This window comes from Rahnella ecdela (assembly GCF_019049625.1).
GTDB lineage: Bacteria > Pseudomonadota > Gammaproteobacteria > Enterobacterales > Enterobacteriaceae > Rahnella > Rahnella ecdela.
In genome coordinates this window covers 67,831-86,378 of sequence record NZ_JAFMOY010000124.1, presented here as the reverse complement: position 1 = coordinate 86,378, position 18,548 = coordinate 67,831, and the positions used below count along the sequence as shown (strand labels likewise).

The window sequence follows — 18,548 nt, the reverse complement described above, 5'->3', positions numbered from 1 at the left end:
TCATGGCTCAGATTACGATTTCCGATCTTCAAAAACGTTACGAAAATGTCGAAGTGCTGCGACACATCAACCTGACCATTAAAGACGGCGAATTTGTGGTGCTGGTCGGCCCGTCTGGTTGCGGTAAATCGACCCTGCTGCGCACCATCGCCGGGCTGGAACTGGCCACTGCGGGGGATATTCACATTGGTTCGCGGCTGATGAATCAGGTCGCACCGAAAGACCGCGATATCTCGATGGTATTCCAGAGTTACGCGCTGTACCCGCATATGACTGTGGCGCGCAATATGGGCTTCAGCCTCGAAGTGCAAAAACGCCCGAAAGCCGAAATTGAGGCCGCGGTGAATAAAGCCGCTGATATTCTCGGCCTGACCGCGCTGCTGCATCGCCGCCCGAAAGAACTTTCCGGCGGACAGCGCCAGCGCGTGGCGATGGGCAGGGCGATCGTGCGCGAACCGCAGGTGTTTTTATTCGACGAACCGCTTTCCAACCTCGATGCCCAGTTGCGCGGCCAGATGCGTATTGAAATCAAAAGCCTGCATCAGCGGATGAAGAACACGATTGTTTATGTGACGCACGATCAGGTCGAAGCCATGACGCTCGCCGACCGCATCGTGGTGCTCAATCACGGTCTTATCCAGCAGGTCGGCACGCCGCTGGAACTGTACGACACACCGGCCAATAAGTTCGTCGCCAGTTTTATCGGTTCGCCTTCTATGAACTTTATCAACGGTACCCTGGAACTCGGCGATTCTGCGCCGCAGTTGCGGATTACGCCGGAATTAACGCTGCCGGTTGACCCTTTAATTGTGAATCTGCAAAGCGGAGCAGAGGTGATTTACGGCGTCCGCCCGGAAGCCATCGTTTTGTGCGAAGAGGGCGCACCGGGCGCGGTACCGCTGGACATCACGCTTATCGAACCGACCGGCCTGAGCGAACTCATCCACGGCAAATTTGGCAGTGAAAGCCTCAGTGTTTACAGCATGGTGAGATCCAATGCTGCACCTGGCGACCGCGTGTGGGTGCAGATTGATACCGCGCGGATGCAGCTGTTCGAGGGGGATAGCCAGCGGCGGATGGGGAAATCAGGGGAATAGATTTTTTGCCAGAGCCGTGGCAAAGGGCAGCGTTAAGTTCCACTTCAAATGAAGGTCAAAACCTTGGGTTGCCACCCAAACTGGCCTTAAGAGGCGCCTATCGCCGCGCCTCTTAAGAATCTCCGGCTCTTTTACTTCGAGCTGTCGCTGGGACGAAGGACATGTTCCGGCACATTAACGGGTGGCGCAAATCCAGGTGCTTCGCACTGCCTTCTCCCGGTGTTACTCGGCCTGGGGCCTCGCCCTTCGGGCCGTCACTTCGTGACGTTGTCTCGCAGAGCTCGACCCGAGCCACAGGTCTCGAAGCCGCTCCGTTCAGCTGAATTTTGGTCACGCCAATCAACTTTTTAAAAGATGAAAAACAGTCTGCCATTGATTTTGCGGTTTCGGCCATTTACAAATGGCGTTAAACCGCTTTTGCCTCAGCTAAGTTCATCAGCTTAAACCCAACCCCAACTCCGGCTATCAGCATCAGACTGATAAACCCGGTGATCCCATACCACCCGTAGCCGTGCCAGAAAAACCCGCCGAGTGTACCGGCAACGCTTGATCCCGCGTAGTAGCTGAACAGATATAAGGACGAAGCCTGACCTTTTGCGCGGCGCGCACGATGACCAATCCAGCCACTGGCGACGGAGTGGGCGGCGAAGAACCCGCCGGTAACCAGGATCATGCCGATGAAAATCAGCCAGACCGGTGAAAAGGCGGTGATCAAAATGCCCAGCAGCATCAGCGCGGTGGCGCCGATTAATACCGGGCCGCGCCCGTAAACGCCGGTCAGCGCACCCGCTTTTGGCGAGCTGTAAGTTCCCATCAGATAGACGATGGAAAGTATCCCCACAATCGCCTGACTCAGGTTATAAGGCGATGAAAGCAGACGATAACCGATGTAGTTAAACATGGTCACGAAGCTGCCCATCAGCAGGAAACCTTCGGCGAAAAGTAACGGTAAACCGCTGTCACGCCAGTGCAGTTTGAAGTTGATCAGCAGCTTGCGGGGTTTGAGCGAACTGGCACGGAAATGCTTTGAAGGCGGCAGAATGCGCCAGAACATTATCGCTGAGGCGAGGGCGAAGAAGCCGACGACCGCAACGGCGATACGCCAGGAGAAAAAATCGGTCAGAACGCCGCTGACTAAACGTCCGCTCATGCCACCGATGGAATTCCCGCTGATATATAACCCCATCGAGAAGGCGACCACGCTCGGGTGAATCTCCTCGCTCAGATAAGTCATGGCTACCGCCGCCACGCCGCTGAGCGACAAACCGATCAGCGCACGCATGATGAGAATGCCATCCCAGCTTTGCATAAAGGAACAGACCAGCGTGCAACCGGCGGCGAGCAGTAACGCCACCACCATTACAGATTTCCGCCCGACGGCATCCGAAACCGGTCCGGTAAACAACAGGCCAATCGCCATCAGACCGGTCGATAACGACAGCGACAGGCTGCTGGTAGCCGGAGAAACGCCGAAATCATGGGATAACACCGGCAATATCGGCTGAACGCAATATAACAACGCAAACGTCGCAAGCCCCGCTGAAAACAGGGCGAGTGTGACGCGGATAAATTGCGGCGTACCACGTTTGATGAAAGGTGTTTTAAGAGCGGAGCGGGCGACAGGCGATTCAGGAATTAATTCGTCGTCATTAACAGAATCTTGAGCAGGTGCAGCGGAAATCCGCCGGGAGGTTTTCACTGGAATTCCTTAATACGATGGGCTGTAAAACAAAATTTTAAAATGTATGAAAATTTTAACAGTGGCCGTTATATTGTCTAATATATTAATCAATCGAAAACGATATGTTTAAAGTATCAATCAGCAGGAAACGAGCACCGCCATGAGCCACATTGAGCTGCGTCATTTACGTTATTTCATCGCGGTTGCGGATGAGCTGCATTTTGGCCGGGCGGCGGAGCGTTTGCATATCTCCCAGCCGCCGCTAAGTCAGCAAATACAGGCGCTTGAGGCACATGTCGGAGCGGCACTGTTCTACCGCAGTAACCGCAGCGTACGCCTGACGCAGGCCGGTCAGGTGTTTCTGGCTGAAGCCCGGCAGATTTTACAGCGTGTAGATGTGGCCTCGGCGCAGGCGGCGCGTATTCACCGCGGCGAGTCCGGTAATCTGACGCTCGGGTTGACCTCCTCTGCGCCGTTTTTACGCAGGGTTTCAAGCACGTTGCATCGGTTTCGCCTGACGTATCCTGATGTGAATATCCGCATCGAACAGCTCAACAGCAAACAGCAAATTGACCCTTTGCTGGAAGGCAAACTCGATCTGGGGATTATGCGTAACGGCGAGCTGCCGGCGGAGCTTGAACATCATCTGGTGCTGACTGAACCCCTGATTGCGGTGGTGCATAAAGATCATCCGCTGAACGCACTGGCTGACGGTGAACTCACGTTTGAACATCTGGCCGATCAGCCGTTTGTTTTTTTCTCCAAGGATGTCGGAACATCGCTGTACGACGATATTCTCGGACAGCTGAAAGCGCAGGGGATTTCGCCGTTTATCACGCAGGAAGTCGGGGAGCCGCTGACTATTATCGGGCTGGTGGCGGCAGGGCTGGGCGTATCGATTTTACCCGCGTCGTACCTGCGTATTCAGGTGGAAGGTGTCCGCTATCTGCGCTTTGGCAATCTGCATGGCACCACGCAGTTATGGCTGGTGAATCACGCAACGCGGCCTCTGACGGCGGCGACCCGCGCGTTTATGGCGTTACTGCTCCACGATGACTGACGGACTTCTGATGCAGAACATGCTGTATTTCCAGTCAATTCTGAGCGTGTTTTCACGCAATTTGTGCACCAAATCACATAACGAATCAAATAGTTGACGACATATGACAAAAACTCCAACATAGCCCTAATCTTTATTTTGAAGCGCGAAAATAACAGGAGCTCCTTGAGTGATCCCCGACGGGCAACCAGGACATATCGACCAGATTAAACAAACCAATGTCGGTGCTGTGTACCGCCTGATAGATCAGTTTGGTCCCATTTCGCGTATCGAGCTTTCGAAAAAAGCACAGCTGGCTCCCGCCAGTATCACCAAGATTGTCCGCGAGTTATTACAGGCTCATCTGGTGCTGGAAACGGAGTTTCAGGATCCCGGCAGTCGCGGGCGTCCGGCGATTGGGTTAGCGCTGGATACGCAGGCCTGGCACTATTTATCTGCCCGTATCAGTCCCGGCTCAATCACTTTAGGTTTGCGGGATCTGAGCAGTAAACTGGTGGTGGAAGAAGTGCTGCCATTGCCGGAACAGGCTCCGCAGCCGCTGCTCAAACGTATCATCTCTGAAATCGATCAGTTCTTTATCCGCCATCAGCGCAAACTTGAACGCCTTACCGCTATCGCCATTACCCTGCCGGGGATGATTGATGCACGCCGGGGCATTGTTCACCGCATGCCGTTTTATCATGACGTGTTTGATATGCCGCTGGGCGATACACTTTGCGCACACACAGGTTTACCGGTGTATGTTCAGCACGATATCGGCGCGTGGACGCTGGCGGAATCGCTGTATGGCGCGTCCCGTGGCTGTAAAAACGTGGTTCAGGTAGTGATCGACCACAACGTCGGCGTGGGCGTTATCACCAGCGGGCGCGTTCTGCACGCGGGCAGCAGCAGTGTGGCGGAAATCGGCCATACGCAGGTCGATCCTTACGGCAAACGGTGTTATTGCGGTAATCACGGGTGTCTGGAAACGGTGGCCAGCACTGACAGTATTCTCGAACTGGTGCGTCAGCGTCTGACGGTACCGGTTCCAGCCAGCTTACTGCATGGGGTTTCGCTGACCATTGAAGCCGTCTGTGACGCCGCCAATCGTGGTGACCAGCTGGCGCGTGATGTGATTATCAGCGTCGGGCAGAGCGTGGGGCGAATTCTCGCGATCATGGTGAATTTGTTTAATCCGGAAAAAGTGCTGATCGGGTCACCGCTTAATTTATCTCAGGATATTCTCCATCCCGCGATAATGTCCTGTATTCAGCAACAGTCACTACCTGCATATAGCGAGAATATCAAACTCGAATCCACGCAATTTTATAATCAGGGAACGATGCCCGGCGCGGCATTAGTGAAGGACGCGTTATATAGCGGCTCCCTGATAATAAAATTACTGCAAGGTTAAGTTTTATATAACGTTAGGCTGTTTCCTTTAAAGAAATAGCTATAAGCCCTGGGGCATTTTCGCTCAGAGAGTCGACAAAACATTGCGCTAACGCAAACCCCTCTCATCCCGCATCGCCTAGACTTTCTGTCGATACTTTGTCTCCGGCGGTGGTTTCATACCGGAGACTATCTTTCAATAAGACGGAGAGATCCCGGAGCCTGAATTCCATGTTAACGCATTTTTTCGTCACGGGTACGGATGCCCGTGTAGGTAAAACCATTGTCACACGTGCCTTGCTTCAGGCTTTAGCTGCGCAGGATCGCTGCGTTTTAGGCTATAAACCTATTGCAACAGGCAGCCAGGAGTTGGCCGACGGGGTTCGAAATAAAGATGCGGTAACTCTCCAGCAGTCATCTTCTATTTCTTATCCTTTTAATAAAATAACCCCTCTGGCGTTGGCGGATGAAGATATTTATGCCAGCCAGATACCCGAAAATGTTTTTGAAATAATGACTAACGGCCTTAATTTCATGCGTGAAGAGGCTGATTCAGTGGTTGTTGAAGGTTGTGATGGCTGGAGAACTTTGATTACTCCCCATCTTTATTATTCTGAATGGGTACGCCAGCAAAATATGCCGGTGGTATTAGTGGTCGGTATTCAGGAAGGTTGTGTCAGCCATGCGTTATTAACGGCGCAGGCGATTATTGCAGATGGTTTGCCGTTGCTGGGTTGGGTGGCGAATCGCATTAATCCGTGCCTTGCTCATTATCAGGAAACTATCGAAGCGATCAGTGCCAATATTTCGGCGCCAATGCTTGGCGAAATTCCTTATCTGCCGCGTGCAGAAAGCCGCGATATGGCAAAGTTTATCGACCTTTCCAGCTTCAATCTTAAGGCGCCGACTAAAGCCTGACGGTGACGTTGTCACCTTATTTCTTCATGTTGAGGCTCTGAGTGCAAAAACTCAGAGCCTTTTTTATGCCTATAATTAGCCATCTGCCTGAGCTGGCGCATCAAAACATTTCTCGTACTTAAAAATCAATTATAAAGAAAACAGGGAACATGACCGTCAAACATTCTGCTGTAAACACATCTGCTGTAAAACCCTCTCATCGTCCGCTGATCCTGACTGCCTGCATGTTGTCGATGTTTATGGCTGCCGTGGAAGTGACGATTGTTGCGACCGCGATGCCGACCATCATTGGCGATCTCGGCGGTTTCTCGCTGCTCGGCTGGGTATTCGCCGTCTATCTGTTAACGCAGGCCATCACCGTACCGATTTACGGGCGGCTGGCAGATTTATACGGTTGCCGGAAAATGTTTTTCATCGGCACCACGCTGTTTCTGATAGGTTCTGTCCTGTGCGGTTTTGCGCCATCCCTCGGCTGGATGATTGGTTTTCGTGCATTACAGGGGCTGGGTGCGGGCGCCATCACGCCGATTGCTACCACGCTGATTGCTAATGTTTACGGGCCGCAGGAAAGGGCGAAAGCGCAGGGCTATTTGTCCAGCGTGTGGGGTGTTTCGGCCATTGTCGGGCCGCTGATGGGGGCGTTTATTGTTTCGCATTTTCCGTGGGCGGTGGTGTTCTGGGTGAATGTGCCAATCGGTCTGGTGGCGATGGCGATCCTTATCAAATACCTGCCGCCGGACGGTCAGCGTAAACAGCATCAGCTGGATCTGGCCGGAACCGCGTATCTCACGCTGTCAGTCGCTGCGTTATTACTGGCGTTGTTACAGGCCGAAGCGCTGGGGTACTGGGCGCTGGCGTTGCTGGCGTTCGCGGTTCTTTGCGGCGGGTTGCTGGTACGTCAGGAGCGTAAAACGCCTGAACCTTTATTCCCGCTGGCGCTGTGGGACAGCAAAGTGATTATTGCAGGTAGTGTCGGCGGGCTGATTATCGGCGCGACCATGATGGGGATCAGCGCGTTTCTGCCGACCTACGTGCAGGGCGTTCTGGGCGGAACGCCGCTGGAAGCGGGCACCACGCTGGCGCTGATGTCCATTGGCTGGCCGCTGGCGAGCATGTTCAGCAGCCGCATGATGCAGGCAACGTCTTATCGCGCCACGGCGGTGACGGGCGGTTTACTATTGGTGGGCGGAAGTCTGGCGCTGTTACTGCTTTCGCCGTCTTCGGGATTATGGATGGCACGCATTGCAGCGTTTTCGGTCGGGGCAGGAATGGGGCTTTCTAACACCACGTTTATCGTCTCCGTGCAAAACAGTGCTGAACCGGCGATCCGCGGAATTGCCACTGCTTCGACGTTGTTCACGCGCATGCTCGGTTCGGCCATTGGTACGGCAGTACTGGGCGCGACGCTGAATCTTAATCTGGAATACCGGTTGCCCCAGGTCAACGATCCTGTCCAGCAGTTAATGGAAAAAGCCACCCGCAGCGCGATGGACAGCGGTCAGCTGAATCTGCTGACCGAAAGCGTTGCCGCCTCGCTGCATTGGGTGTTTGTGGTGTCTGCTGTGATTTCAGTTCTGGCGGTCGCTGCCGGTTTACTTATCCCGTCCGGCGACCGCCCGCACCGCGAAGCGCAGCGTGAAAGCTAAGCGGTCTGGCGCTGCTGTAGCCTGAATGCGAATAACATCAGCGTCAGGCTCAGCAGCACCGCAATGGACGCCATTGCCATTCCGTCCCCCACCGAACCTTGTTCAAACTGCCGCCAGACATAAACGGAAACGGTCTGCACGCCTGCCGGTGACAACAATAACGACGTCACCAGCTCACGCGACGCGACCGCGAATACCATCATCATTGACGCCAGCAAACTCGGCAACACCAGCGGCAGCAGGATCAACCGCAGCGTCTGCGAGGCGGTCGCACCGTGCACCCGTGCCGCTGCATCGAGATTTCCGCCAATCTGCTTTAACGCCGCGCTGACATAACGCACCGGATACGGCAGCAGTAAACAGCAGTACGACAGCAGCAGGATCCCCCAGGTGTTATATGGCGTGACCGGCCAGAAACTGCGGTTCCAGGCCAGGATCAGCCCGACGCCCACCACAATGCCAGGCAGCGCCGCCGGAAACAGCGAAAGTCCGTCGATGATCGCCGCACCGCGAATTTTGCGCGCCACCACCAGCCATGAGGCCAGAAAGCCCGTCGCACCGGCGATCAGCGCCGTCCCCAGCGCCAGACTGAGACTGGTCGACAGCGCACTGAGCGCGTCGCCGTGCGCGGCAAACAGATTACCGAAATGGCGGAATGTCAGATTGGAAAGTGACAGCCCGCCGGATAGCGTGCCGGAAAATGCCGTCGCAAGCGTTGAGACAACCGGCAGCGCGACGGCAATCAGCGCCACGAAGGTAAACAGCGCCAGCACCGGCAACGTCCAGCCCGCCAGTGATTTTTGTGTCACATCCGCTGGTTTACCGGTCATGCTTTCGACGTTTTTTCCGGCCAGCACCGCACGCTGCAGGCTGTAGGCGCACAATGCGATAGCCACCAGCAGCAGGGAAAGCACAGCGGCACCCGGCATATCAATCGGCCAGTCGGCCAGACGTTGCTCTATACCCGTGGTCACCATCAGAATACCGCTGCGCGACCCTAACGCGCCGGGCACGCCGTACTCTTCAATCGACAGAGTAAACGCCAGCAGCAGGCTGGAGGCAATGGCCGGTAACGCCATTGGCAACGTGATGCGGATAAACGCCCGCCACGGACCCGCGCCATGAATACGCGCCACATCTGCCAGACGGCTGCCGCTGGCGGCCATGCTGCGCGAGACGGCGAAATAAACTACCGGAAAAACGTTGAGCGTCATCACCACCACCATTCCCGGCAGTGAAAACAGAAAATCATTCAGATGCAACCATGGCAGCAACTGCTGAATGTAACCGTTAGTTTGTAATGCGAGCATCCACGCCAGCGCGGCGATATAAGGCGGCAATAAAAAGGGGATCAGGAATACCACGTCCCACAAGGCCGCGCCGGGCAGGGCGAATAATCCGCGTAAAGCGCCCAGCGGCACACCGATCAGGGCGCTGCATAATGCCACGCCCAGTCCGACCTTCAGCGTAGTGGCAAACAGTTCCCGCAGTGAGGGTTCGGCAAACACGCGGGTAAATGCGCTGAACGGAGCCGAATAGCTGCCGGTATCCAGATGCGGAAAAACCGCCTGCAAAGCGACAAACGCCACCGGCACTGCGACCAGTAACAGCAGCGCAATGCCCGTCACGCCCGGTAAAAAAGCGTTTCTATTCATTGTTCACATCTCAGAAGCGGGCTGTTTTATCAACAGCCCGTGAAGGGATTATTGCTGGCCGAACAGCTTCGCAAAGCGGTCGAGGACGTCTTTGCGCGATGCTGAAGCCTGTGACGCTTCCGGCAGTAATTTCAGAGATTTGAACAGCGGACGTCTGGCGTCGATATCCGCACGGGCTGGCATCAGCCACGCATCGGCGACCAGTTTCTGACCCTCGGGTGACAGCGCATAATCAATAAACGCTTTGGCTTCTTTCTGCTGCTGGCTGGATTTGAGGATCATCATCGGGCGCGGCGCAATCACCGTACCGCTGCTCGGGAAAATCACTTTAACCGATTCACCGTCCTGCACACTGCCATAAGAAACGTAGTCCACCGCACCGAATACGGCGGCTTTCGCGCCCTGCAATACCGGCGTCAGCGCCTGAGCGTTAGGGCCAGCGATAATCATGCCGTTGGCTTTCAGATCCTCAAACAGCTTCCAGGCCTGCTGTGCATGGGCATTTTGTAATCCGATCAGCAAATCTAACGAAGCACCGGAAAGTGAAGGATCCGGCGTGGTGACTTTGTCTTTGAATTCCGGTTTGGCTAAATCGCCCCAGTCTTTCGGTTCGGTGGTGCCGCTTTTGGTGTTCCACACGATTCCCAGCGCAGAAATACCCTGTGCGACGTAATACGGGGTTTTGAATTGTGCCGGTACCTGCTCAGCATTCGGGCTCTGGTATTCCAGCAACCAGCCGCGTTGCTCGAGATCGGTGGCAGTATCCCAGGATGCGGAGATTAAAACGTCGGCACGCGGATTGGCCTGTTCGGCTTCCAGGCGCGCCATCACTTTGCCGGTGGTGGCCTGGAACACATCGACTTTTACGCCGGTTTGTTTTTCATAGCCTGCAGCCAGTTTTTTTGCCAGTGAGCCCGGCCCGGCGGTGTACAGCGTCAGCGCCTGTGCGCTGCCCGCTGCCATTGCGAGAGAAAGAGTCATTGCTGTCATTACGCCTGTTTTGGTACGGGAAAACGTATTTGTCTTTGTGTTGTGTGTGCGGTTCATCATTTTCATTCCATCAAAGGTTAAGCAACAAAAGGTGAAACAACGGAAGGGTCAATCGGGTCAATGCTGGCGATCGCACCTTTGTCCATGCGCGCGATGCGGTGAGCGAGGGCGCGGGCTTCATGCTGATCGTGGGTGACGTACACCGCCGTCGTGCCGAGCTGGCGCAACAGTGTGGCCATTTCTTCGCACAGACTTTCACGCAGGTCGCGATCAAGATTCGACAGCGGTTCATCGAACAGCAAAATGCGTGGCTCAGCCACAATGGCGCGGGCCAGTGCCACACGCTGTTGCTGACCGCCGGAAAGCTCAGAAGGGCGGCGTGAGACAAAATCCGCCAGCCCGACGCGTTCCAGCGCGGCCATCACTTTTTCCTGTTGCGCCGCGCCACGAATTCCGCGCATCTGTAACGGAAACGCGACATTCTGGCGTACAGACATGTGCGGCCACAGCGCGTAATCCTGAAACGCCATGCCGAGGTTGCGTTTTTCCGGCGGCACGCTGTGTTTTCCGCTGGCAACAATTTCGCCGTCGAAACTGATCTGCCCCGATGCGGGATGCAGTAAACCCGCCAGCATTTTCAGCAGCGTACTTTTCCCGCAGCCCGAAGGGCCAAGCAGGGCGAGGATAGTGCCTTCCGGCACGGATAAATTGACGTGATTGAGTACCGGGTTGCTCCCAAAAAAATGGGACACCTGATGAATGGCGATGGCGGGAAGAGAAGACATGCGCGCAGGCGCATTCCCGCCGTGATGAGCTGGAATGATCATGGTTGGTACTATCCTCTTTGGGATTTAATTGTGCTGGTGAGCGTAAAGGGGGAATGTGACGGATGAATGACAAAACCTTGGGTTGCCACCCAAACTGGCCTCAAGGTCAAGGTCAAGGTCAAGGTCGTGGGCGTCGGCCCACACCGATAAGACCTTGGGTTGCCACCCAAACTGGCCTTGAGGTCAAGGTCGTGGGCATCGGCCCACACCGATAAGACCTTGGGTTGCCACCCAAACTGGCCTCAAGGTCAAGGTCGTGGGCATCGGCCCACACCGACCAGAGACCCGGTAACGCGCGGGCCTCTGGACTCCGCGCTTTTTTCACTGCGCGCTGTCGCGGGTATGACGGACATGTTCCTGTGCAATAGTGAGTGGCGCAAAATGTCATCGCTTCGCGATTTCCGAATTTCAGGTGTCGAGCCTTTGGTCTCGAACCCTTCATTCGGTGCCATTTTTGAGCACGCCAATCAACTTTTCTAAAAGATAAAAGACATTTTGCCTTTGAATTTAAGAGGGTGCGGGCGGTTCAGAAAGCTTGCTGAATGAGAGGTTGCAGACCTGAGGCTGCAATCCCGACATGAAGGTACCGCGCAGCGGCAAGATTTCCAGCCTGTCGCTGTTGTTTCTGAAACGTAGCCAGCGAGCGGAGCGCGTGTTGAAAAAGCGTGGGGAAATCCAAAAGGGGAAAAGCACTTTCCCCTTTTGGGCGGTTTCTACGCAGTGCGTTAAGTGACCACCGCACGCAAGAAACCGAAATGATTTCAATCTGCTTTAGCATTGTAAGCCGCCATTTGCAGCGGCCTCCTGCAAACTAATCAGCGACTACAAAGTTTGTAATACACCTCATTCCACCGGATCTGATTCTTAAAGTCCGGCAGCGTCGTATCGTTATCGATCACCAGTAGTTCAATGCCGGAAAACTCTGCATACAACCGCAACGCGTCAACATCCAGTGCCTGTGAGAACACGGTGTGGTGCGCGCCGCCGCCGAGGATCCAGGCTTCTGCCGCTGTTGCCAGTGACGGCTGGGCTTTCCAGATAGCGCGGGCGACCGGCAGTTTTGGCAGCGGATGCGGCTGCTCGACGGTATCCACCAGATTGACCAGCAAACGGAACCGGTCACCCATGTCGATAACGCTGGCGTTAACCGCCGGGCCTGCCGGAGTGGAGAAAATCAGGCGCGCCGGATCCGCTTTGCCACCTATGCCCAGGTATTGCGCATCCAGCAGCGGTTTATCTTCTTTAGCAATCGACGGGCACACTTCCAGCATGTGTGAACCGACCACCAGATCGTTACCCGGCTTGAAGTGGTAAGTGTAATCTTCCATGAACGACGTGCCGCCTTTCAGTCCGCTGGCCATCACTTTCATGATGCGCAGCAGGGCCGCGGTTTTCCAGTCGCCTTCGCCGCCAAAGCCGTAGCCTTTTTGCATCAGACGCTGTACTGCCAGCCCCGGCAGCTGTTTCATGCCGTGCAAATCTTCAAAGTTAGTGGTGAACGCGCCGAATTTACCCTGCTCAAGGAAACGGGTCATACCCAGTTCAATTTTGGCGGCATCCAGCAGGTTTTCACGACGTTCGCCGTTGAGTTTTACCGCATCGGTCAGGCGGTAAGTGGCTTCGTATTCTTCTACCAGCGTGTCGATATCGCCCTTGCTGACTTCGTTGATCACGCTGACTAAATCACCGATGCCGTAGGCGCTGATGCTGTAGCCGAACTGAATTTGTGCCGCCACTTTATCGCCTTCGGTGACTGCCACTTCACGCATGTTGTCGCCAAAACGCGCCACCTTGAGGTGCTGGCTTTCGTTTTTCGCGGCAGCCACACGCATCCACTGGGCGATGCGGCGGTGTGATTCGCCGTCCTGCCAGTGACCAGCGACCACGGTGTGTTGCTGGCGCATACGGGCACCAATGAAACCGAACTCGCGGCCACCGTGTGCGGTCTGGTTCAGGTTCATGAAGTCCATGTCCATGGTATCCCACGGGATTTCAGCGTTGAACTGCGTATGGAACTGCAACAGCGGTTTATGCAGAATGCTCAAACCTGCGATCCACATTTTGGCCGGAGAGAAGGTATGCAGCCAGGTGATGATGCCCACGCAGGCGTTGTCATAGTTGGCGTCGCGGCACAGCGCCGTGATTTCATCCGGTGTCGTTACCAGCGGTTTAAGCACCAGTTTGACCGGCAAGCCGGCTTCGCTGTTCAGGCTGTTGACTACCTTTTCGGCGTTCTCTTTGACCTGACGTAACGCTTCCGGTCCGTACAGATGCTGACTGCCAATGGCGAACCACACTTCGAGATGTTTAAACGCGTCCATTTGTAACTCCTGAATATCGGATAGGTAAAATAGCAATTTATGAAAGAGGAACTAATGCGCCGGTTTCGCTGCAAACAGCGGTTCAGTGGTGGCACACCATTGCTGATAACGTTCGTACAGGCGCTGATACAGCTCGACGCGCTGCGGATCCGGCAGCAGGGTGCGTTCGATGCTACAGGCCATTTTTTCCTGTGCGGCAGGCACGTCGCTGAATTCTCCGGCGGCGACGGCGGCAAAAATCGCGGCACCCAGCGCGCAGCACTGATCGGAGGCGACGATTTGCAACGGACGGTTCATGGCGTCGGCGCAAACCTGCATGATGACCGGTGATTTACGGGCGATACCGCCGAGCGTGAGGACGTTTTCCACCGGAATATCCTGCTGTTCGAAACATTCCATAATGGCGCGTGCGCCAAAGGCGGTGGCGGCGATAAAGCCACCGAACAATTCCGGTGCCTGCGTACCCAGATTGATATCGGTGATGACGCCTTTCAGACGCTGATTGGCAAATGGCGTACGGCGGCCGTTAAACCAGTCGAGCACCAGCGGCAGGTGATCAAGTTTCGGGTTAGCTGCCCACGCTGCAGTAAGATCACTCAGCAGATTCTTTTGCAGACTGTCGAGCTGGGTTTTCATCTCAGGATGCGCTTTGGCGGCCTGAATCAGCGGCCAGCTCAGCAGGCGGCTGAACCAGGCGTACATATCGCCGAAAGCGGATTGTCCGGCTTCCATCCCGATCATGTCCGGCACCACGCTGCCTTCGACCTGACCGCAGATCCCGGCAATGGCGCGGTCGTTCACGCGTTCTTTGTCGGCAATCAGAATGTCGCAGGTCGACGTGCCGATGACTTTCACCAGCGTATAAGGCTGTGCGCCTGCGCCGACCGCGCCCATATGGCAGTCGAATGCGCCGCCGGAAAGCACGACGGAAGCAGGCAGGCCGAGGCGTTGTGCCCATTCCTGCGTCAGCGTGCCGACAGGCTGTTCAGCGGTTACAGTATCGGTGAACAGCGGATACGGGAGGTGTTCGACCAGCAGCGGATCGAGTGCGGCAAAGAAATCTTCAGGAGGCAGACCGCCCCACGAAGGGTGCCAGAGCATTTTGTGTCCGGCGCTGCAACGTCCGCGCATGACTTTGTCTGGTGCCGTGGTGCCGGAAAGCAGGGCGGGCACCCAGTCGCACAGTTCGACCCAGGAAGCAGCGGCTTTTTTCACGAATTCATCGGCACGGGAAACATGCAGGATTTTTGCCCAGAACCATTCTGAGGAATAAACACCGCCGATATAGCGGGAATAGTCGGGGAAATCACCGCTGCGGCACAGGCGATTAATTTCTTCGGCTTCTTCAATCGCCGTGTGATCTTTCCATAACACGAACATGGCGTTCGGGTTTTCGGCAAACTCCGGATTCAGTGCCAGAATATTGCCTTCTTTATCTACCGGGGCTGGCGTAGAACCGGTGGAATCGACACCGATACCCACCACGCGCGCCGCCCGTTCAGTGCCCAGACGTTGCACGACATTTTTAATTGCCTGCTCCATCGCTTCTATATAGTCGAGCGGATGGTGGCGGAACTGGTTTATTGCCGCGTCACAGTAACGGCCTTCATTCCAGCGCGGGTAATAAACCACGTCCGTTTCCATCTCCGCCCCGGTCTGACAATCCACAGCCAGTGCCCGGACAGAATCGCTGCCAAAATCAAGACCAAGAGCAATCGCACCTTGCGTCATTCTTTCTCACTCCTTCAGGTTTGCCGTAGTCATTACGGCGGCGAATCGAATTGCTCTAACAGTAGGAGGATGCAAAAAAGTGAGTGAGGAGGCGTTAGCTGGAAGTATGCACAAATCTGCTCCCAATGATGTTTCTGTGAGGTTGGTCAAATGTTAGCGTTTGGCTAAAATCGCTATATCTATGTACAAACCTGCTGTTTTCCCGCCGTGTGATAGCGCTCTACATTCCGCTGCAAAATTACCGCTAAAACTTAACCCGTCTTACAAGAGAGTGTGACGTAAATCCGCTATATACCGGACTTCGCCGCGCTTTCACTTTGTTTCTTTACACTACTGATAACGTTTTCACGATGGCGGCCAGCCAACAGGTTCCGGGCCGGGATCGCGAGAAACAACAATAAAAGTCGGAGAACATCATGCATAAATTCACTAAGGCGCTGGCAGCAGTTGGGTTAGCGGCTGTTATGTCACATTCAGCTATGGCAGCCGATAATCCGAAGCTGGGTTTTCTGGTTAAACAGCCGGAAGAACCGTGGTTCCAGACAGAATGGCGCTTTGCAGATAAAGCCGGTAAGGATCTGAACTTCGAGGTCATCAAAATTGCTGTGCCGGACGGTGAAAAAACGCTGAATGCCATCGACAGCCTGGCGGCGAATGGTGCGAAAGGTTTTGTTATCTGTACGCCGGATCCCCGTCTGGGGCCTGCCATCATGGCAAAAGCACGCAGCTATGACATGAAAGTTATCCAGGTGGATGACCAGTTTGTGAATGCTAAAGGCAAGCCAATGGAAGAAGTGCCATTAGTGATGATGGCAGCGACCAAAATCGGCGAGCGTCAGGGACAGGAACTGTATAAGGAAATGCAAAAACGCGGCTGGAAAGTGGCTGATACCGGCGTGATGGCGATTACCGCTGATGAGCTGGATACCGCACGCCGTCGTACCAGCGGTTCAATGGACGCGCTGAAAGCAGCCGGTTTCCCGGAAAAACAAATCTACAAAGTACCGACTAAATCTAACGACATCCCGGGCGCACTGGACGCGGGTAACTCCCTGCTGGTGCAGCATCCTGAAGTAAAAAACTGGCTGATCATCGGCATGAACGACAACACCGTTCTTGGTGGCGTGCGTGCAACAGAAGGTCAGGGCTTTAAAGCCGCAAACGTAATCGGTATCGGTATCAACGGCGTGGATGCGGTGAATGAGCTGTCAAAAAGCGCGCAAACCGGGTTCTACGGTTCCCTGTTACCGAGCCCGGATATTCACGGTTATAAAAGTATCCAGATGCTGAACGAATGGGTCACCAAAGGCGTTGAACCACCGAAATTTACCGAAGTAACAGATGTTGTCCTGATCACCCGCGACAACTTCAAAGAAGAGTTGAAAAAGAAAGGTCTTATGTGATCTTCAGATGTGGTTGAAACAAGCAATACCCCTAAATAATTCGAGTTGCAGGAAGGCGGCAAGTGAGCGAGTCCCGATGAGCTTACATAAGTAAGTGATTCGGGTGAGTAAGCGTAGCCAACGCATCTGCGACTTGAAGTATGAAGGGGAGAGACGCTGCTGCATGACGGACGACAGGGAGACGTTGAACTGTTTTCTGCTGTGCAGTGGCGTGCATTCAACTTTCCTTAATTTCCAGGTAGCCACTATGACTCAGCAATCTTCAAACAAGACGCCTTTGCTGACACCGTCACTGACGGAGTTTGATGCGGCCACGCCGTATCTGGAATTCCATGACATTGGCAAAACTTTTCCGGGCGTGAAAGCGCTGGACGGAATTTCTTTCAATTGTTATGCCGGGCAGATCCATGCGCTGATGGGCGAAAACGGCGCGGGGAAATCCACGCTGCTGAAAATTCTCAGCGGAAACTATCAGCCTTCGCAGGGCAATATTCATATCCGGGGGCAGCAGGTCGCTTTCAATAAAACCACCGATGCGCTCGACGCCGGTGTGGCGATCATCTATCAGGAATTACATCTGGTGCCGGAAATGACGGTGGCAGAAAACATCTATCTCGGGCAGTTGCCGAGCAAACACGGTTTTGTGAACCGCAAATTGCTGCGCTATGAAACCAAAATTCAGCTGGAGCATCTCGGGCTGGATATCGACCCCGATACTCCGCTGAAATATCTCTCTATCGGTCAGTGGCAAATGGTGGAAATCGCCAAAGCGCTTGCGCGTAACGCCAAAATCATTGCTTTCGATGAGCCGACCAGTTCACTGTCCGCCCGCGAAATTGAACAATTGTTCCGTGTTATCCGCGAGTTGCGCGCAGAAGGACGTGTGATTTTGTATGTGTCACACCGTATGGAAGAGATTTTTGCATTAAGTGACGCTGTCACTGTTTTCAAAGATGGCCGCTATGTGCGCACCTTTGACGACATGACGCAGGTGGATAACAGCAAGCTGGTGCAGGCAATGGTCGGCCGTAATCTGGACGATATTTACGGCTACGCGCCACGTCCGCATGGCGAAGTGCGTTTGCAGCTGGATCAGGTCAAAGCGCCGGGCGTGAAAACGCCGATCAGCCTGAGCGTGCGTCAGGGTGAAATTGTCGGTCTGTTCGGGCTGGTCGGTGCCGGGCGCAGTGAGCTGATGAAAGGATTGTTCGGCGGCACGCGAATTACCGGCGGCACGCTGCGCCTCGACGGCAAAGTCATGAACATCCGCAAACCGGCAGACGCGATCCGCCAGGGCATTATGCTTTGTCCGGAAGACCGCAAAGCCGACGGCATCATTCCGGTTCACTCGGTGCGTGACAACATCAACATCAGCGCCCGCCGCAAAACGGTGAAAGCGGGGTGTCTGATCAACAACGCCTGGGAAGCGAAAAATGCCCGCAAGCATATCGAGGCGCTGAATATCAAAACGCCGAGCGATCAGCAGCTGATCATGAACCTTTCCGGCGGTAATCAGCAAAAGGCCATTTTGGGTCGCTGGTTGTCGGAAGAGATGAAAGTCATTTTGCTCGATGAACCGACGCGCGGGATTGACGTGGGTGCCAAACATGAAATCTACAACGTAATTTATTCACTGGCAAAACAAGGCATTGCAGTGCTGTTTGCATCCAGTGATTTACCGGAAGTGCTGGGTCTGGCGGACAGAATTGTGGTGATGCGCGAAGGCGCGGTCTCCGGTGAACTGTCCCATGACGAAGCCACCGAAGAAAAAGCGCTGGGGCTCGCTATGTTGCGGACGCCAGACCTTGATTCTGCCCCTGACGCTGCCTGACTGAGGAGCAAAAATAT

The 18,548-nt window shown here is 54.7% G+C and carries 13 protein-coding genes; 7 read left to right on the top strand and 6 right to left on the bottom strand.

The features are described from left to right. The first annotated feature begins 2 nt into the window (after positions 1-2). Positions 3-1,097, top strand: a complete 1,095-nt coding sequence (locus J1784_RS11240; protein ID WP_217149278.1) for an ABC transporter ATP-binding protein — start codon at positions 3-5, stop codon at positions 1,095-1,097. A gap of 406 nt (positions 1,098-1,503) precedes the next feature. Here J1784_RS11240 and J1784_RS11230 read toward each other — a convergent pair whose 3' ends face one another. After that, a complete protein-coding gene (locus tag J1784_RS11230; RefSeq protein WP_217149277.1) occupies positions 1,504-2,796 on the bottom strand; it encodes an MFS transporter in 1,293 nt (430 codons plus the stop codon). Positions 2,797-2,938: 142 nt separating this feature from the next. Here J1784_RS11230 and J1784_RS11225 point away from each other — a divergent pair, with 142 nt between their 5' ends. The 4 genes from J1784_RS11225 to J1784_RS11210 all read left to right on the top strand — a co-directional run bounded on the left by J1784_RS11225 (position 2,939) and on the right by J1784_RS11210 (position 7,773). Next, positions 2,939-3,838 (top strand): LysR family transcriptional regulator, encoded by a 900-nt coding sequence (locus J1784_RS11225; RefSeq protein WP_217149276.1) that lies wholly within the window; start codon positions 2,939-2,941, stop codon positions 3,836-3,838. A 169-nt stretch (positions 3,839-4,007) separates the two neighbouring features. Continuing rightward, entirely contained in the window at positions 4,008-5,231 is a 1,224-nt protein-coding gene (gene mlc / locus J1784_RS11220) for a sugar metabolism global transcriptional regulator Mlc (protein ID WP_217149275.1), read from the top strand. 209 nt (positions 5,232-5,440) lie between these two features. Continuing rightward, positions 5,441-6,127 carry a dethiobiotin synthase gene (gene bioD / locus J1784_RS11215; protein WP_217149274.1) on the top strand — a complete coding sequence of 229 codons (687 nt, stop codon included), beginning with the start codon at positions 5,441-5,443 and terminating at the stop codon, positions 6,125-6,127. Positions 6,128-6,276: 149 nt separating this feature from the next. Then, complete coding sequence (locus J1784_RS11210; RefSeq protein ID WP_217149273.1) at positions 6,277-7,773, top strand: MDR family MFS transporter; 1,497 nt, start codon at positions 6,277-6,279, stop codon at positions 7,771-7,773. On the opposite strand, the gene J1784_RS11205 is transcribed toward J1784_RS11210, so the two are convergent. From J1784_RS11205 to J1784_RS11185, 5 genes are all read right to left on the bottom strand, one after another. After that, the gene (locus J1784_RS11205; protein ID WP_217149272.1) at positions 7,770-9,428 is read right to left on the bottom strand and encodes an ABC transporter permease; all 1,659 of its coding nucleotides are present in this window, start codon (positions 9,426-9,428) and stop codon (positions 7,770-7,772) included. The genes J1784_RS11210 and J1784_RS11205 overlap by 4 nt on opposite strands. Positions 9,429-9,476: 48 nt before the next feature. Beyond that, on the bottom strand, positions 9,477-10,418 hold the full coding sequence (locus J1784_RS11200; protein WP_217149271.1) for an ABC transporter substrate-binding protein: 942 nt from the start codon (positions 10,416-10,418) through the stop codon (positions 9,477-9,479). Positions 10,419-10,495: 77 nt separating this feature from the next. Beyond that, positions 10,496-11,245 (bottom strand): ABC transporter ATP-binding protein, encoded by a 750-nt coding sequence (locus J1784_RS11195; RefSeq protein WP_217149270.1) that lies wholly within the window; start codon positions 11,243-11,245, stop codon positions 10,496-10,498. 815 nt (positions 11,246-12,060) lie between these two features. Beyond that, the gene (gene araA, locus J1784_RS11190; protein WP_217149269.1) at positions 12,061-13,566 is read right to left on the bottom strand and encodes an L-arabinose isomerase; all 1,506 of its coding nucleotides are present in this window, start codon (positions 13,564-13,566) and stop codon (positions 12,061-12,063) included. Positions 13,567-13,617: 51 nt separating this feature from the next. Beyond that, entirely contained in the window at positions 13,618-15,297 is a 1,680-nt protein-coding gene (locus tag J1784_RS11185; RefSeq protein ID WP_217149268.1) for a ribulokinase, read from the bottom strand. A gap of 416 nt (positions 15,298-15,713) precedes the next feature. Here J1784_RS11185 and J1784_RS11180 point away from each other — a divergent pair, with 416 nt between their 5' ends. Both J1784_RS11180 and araG read left to right on the top strand, forming a co-directional pair. Further along, entirely contained in the window at positions 15,714-16,700 is a 987-nt protein-coding gene (locus tag J1784_RS11180; RefSeq protein WP_152326162.1) for an arabinose ABC transporter substrate-binding protein, read from the top strand. A 247-nt stretch (positions 16,701-16,947) separates the two neighbouring features. After that, positions 16,948-18,531 (top strand): L-arabinose ABC transporter ATP-binding protein AraG, encoded by a 1,584-nt coding sequence (gene araG / locus J1784_RS11175; RefSeq protein ID WP_238485493.1) that lies wholly within the window; start codon positions 16,948-16,950, stop codon positions 18,529-18,531. Positions 18,532-18,548 lie beyond the last annotated feature (17 nt).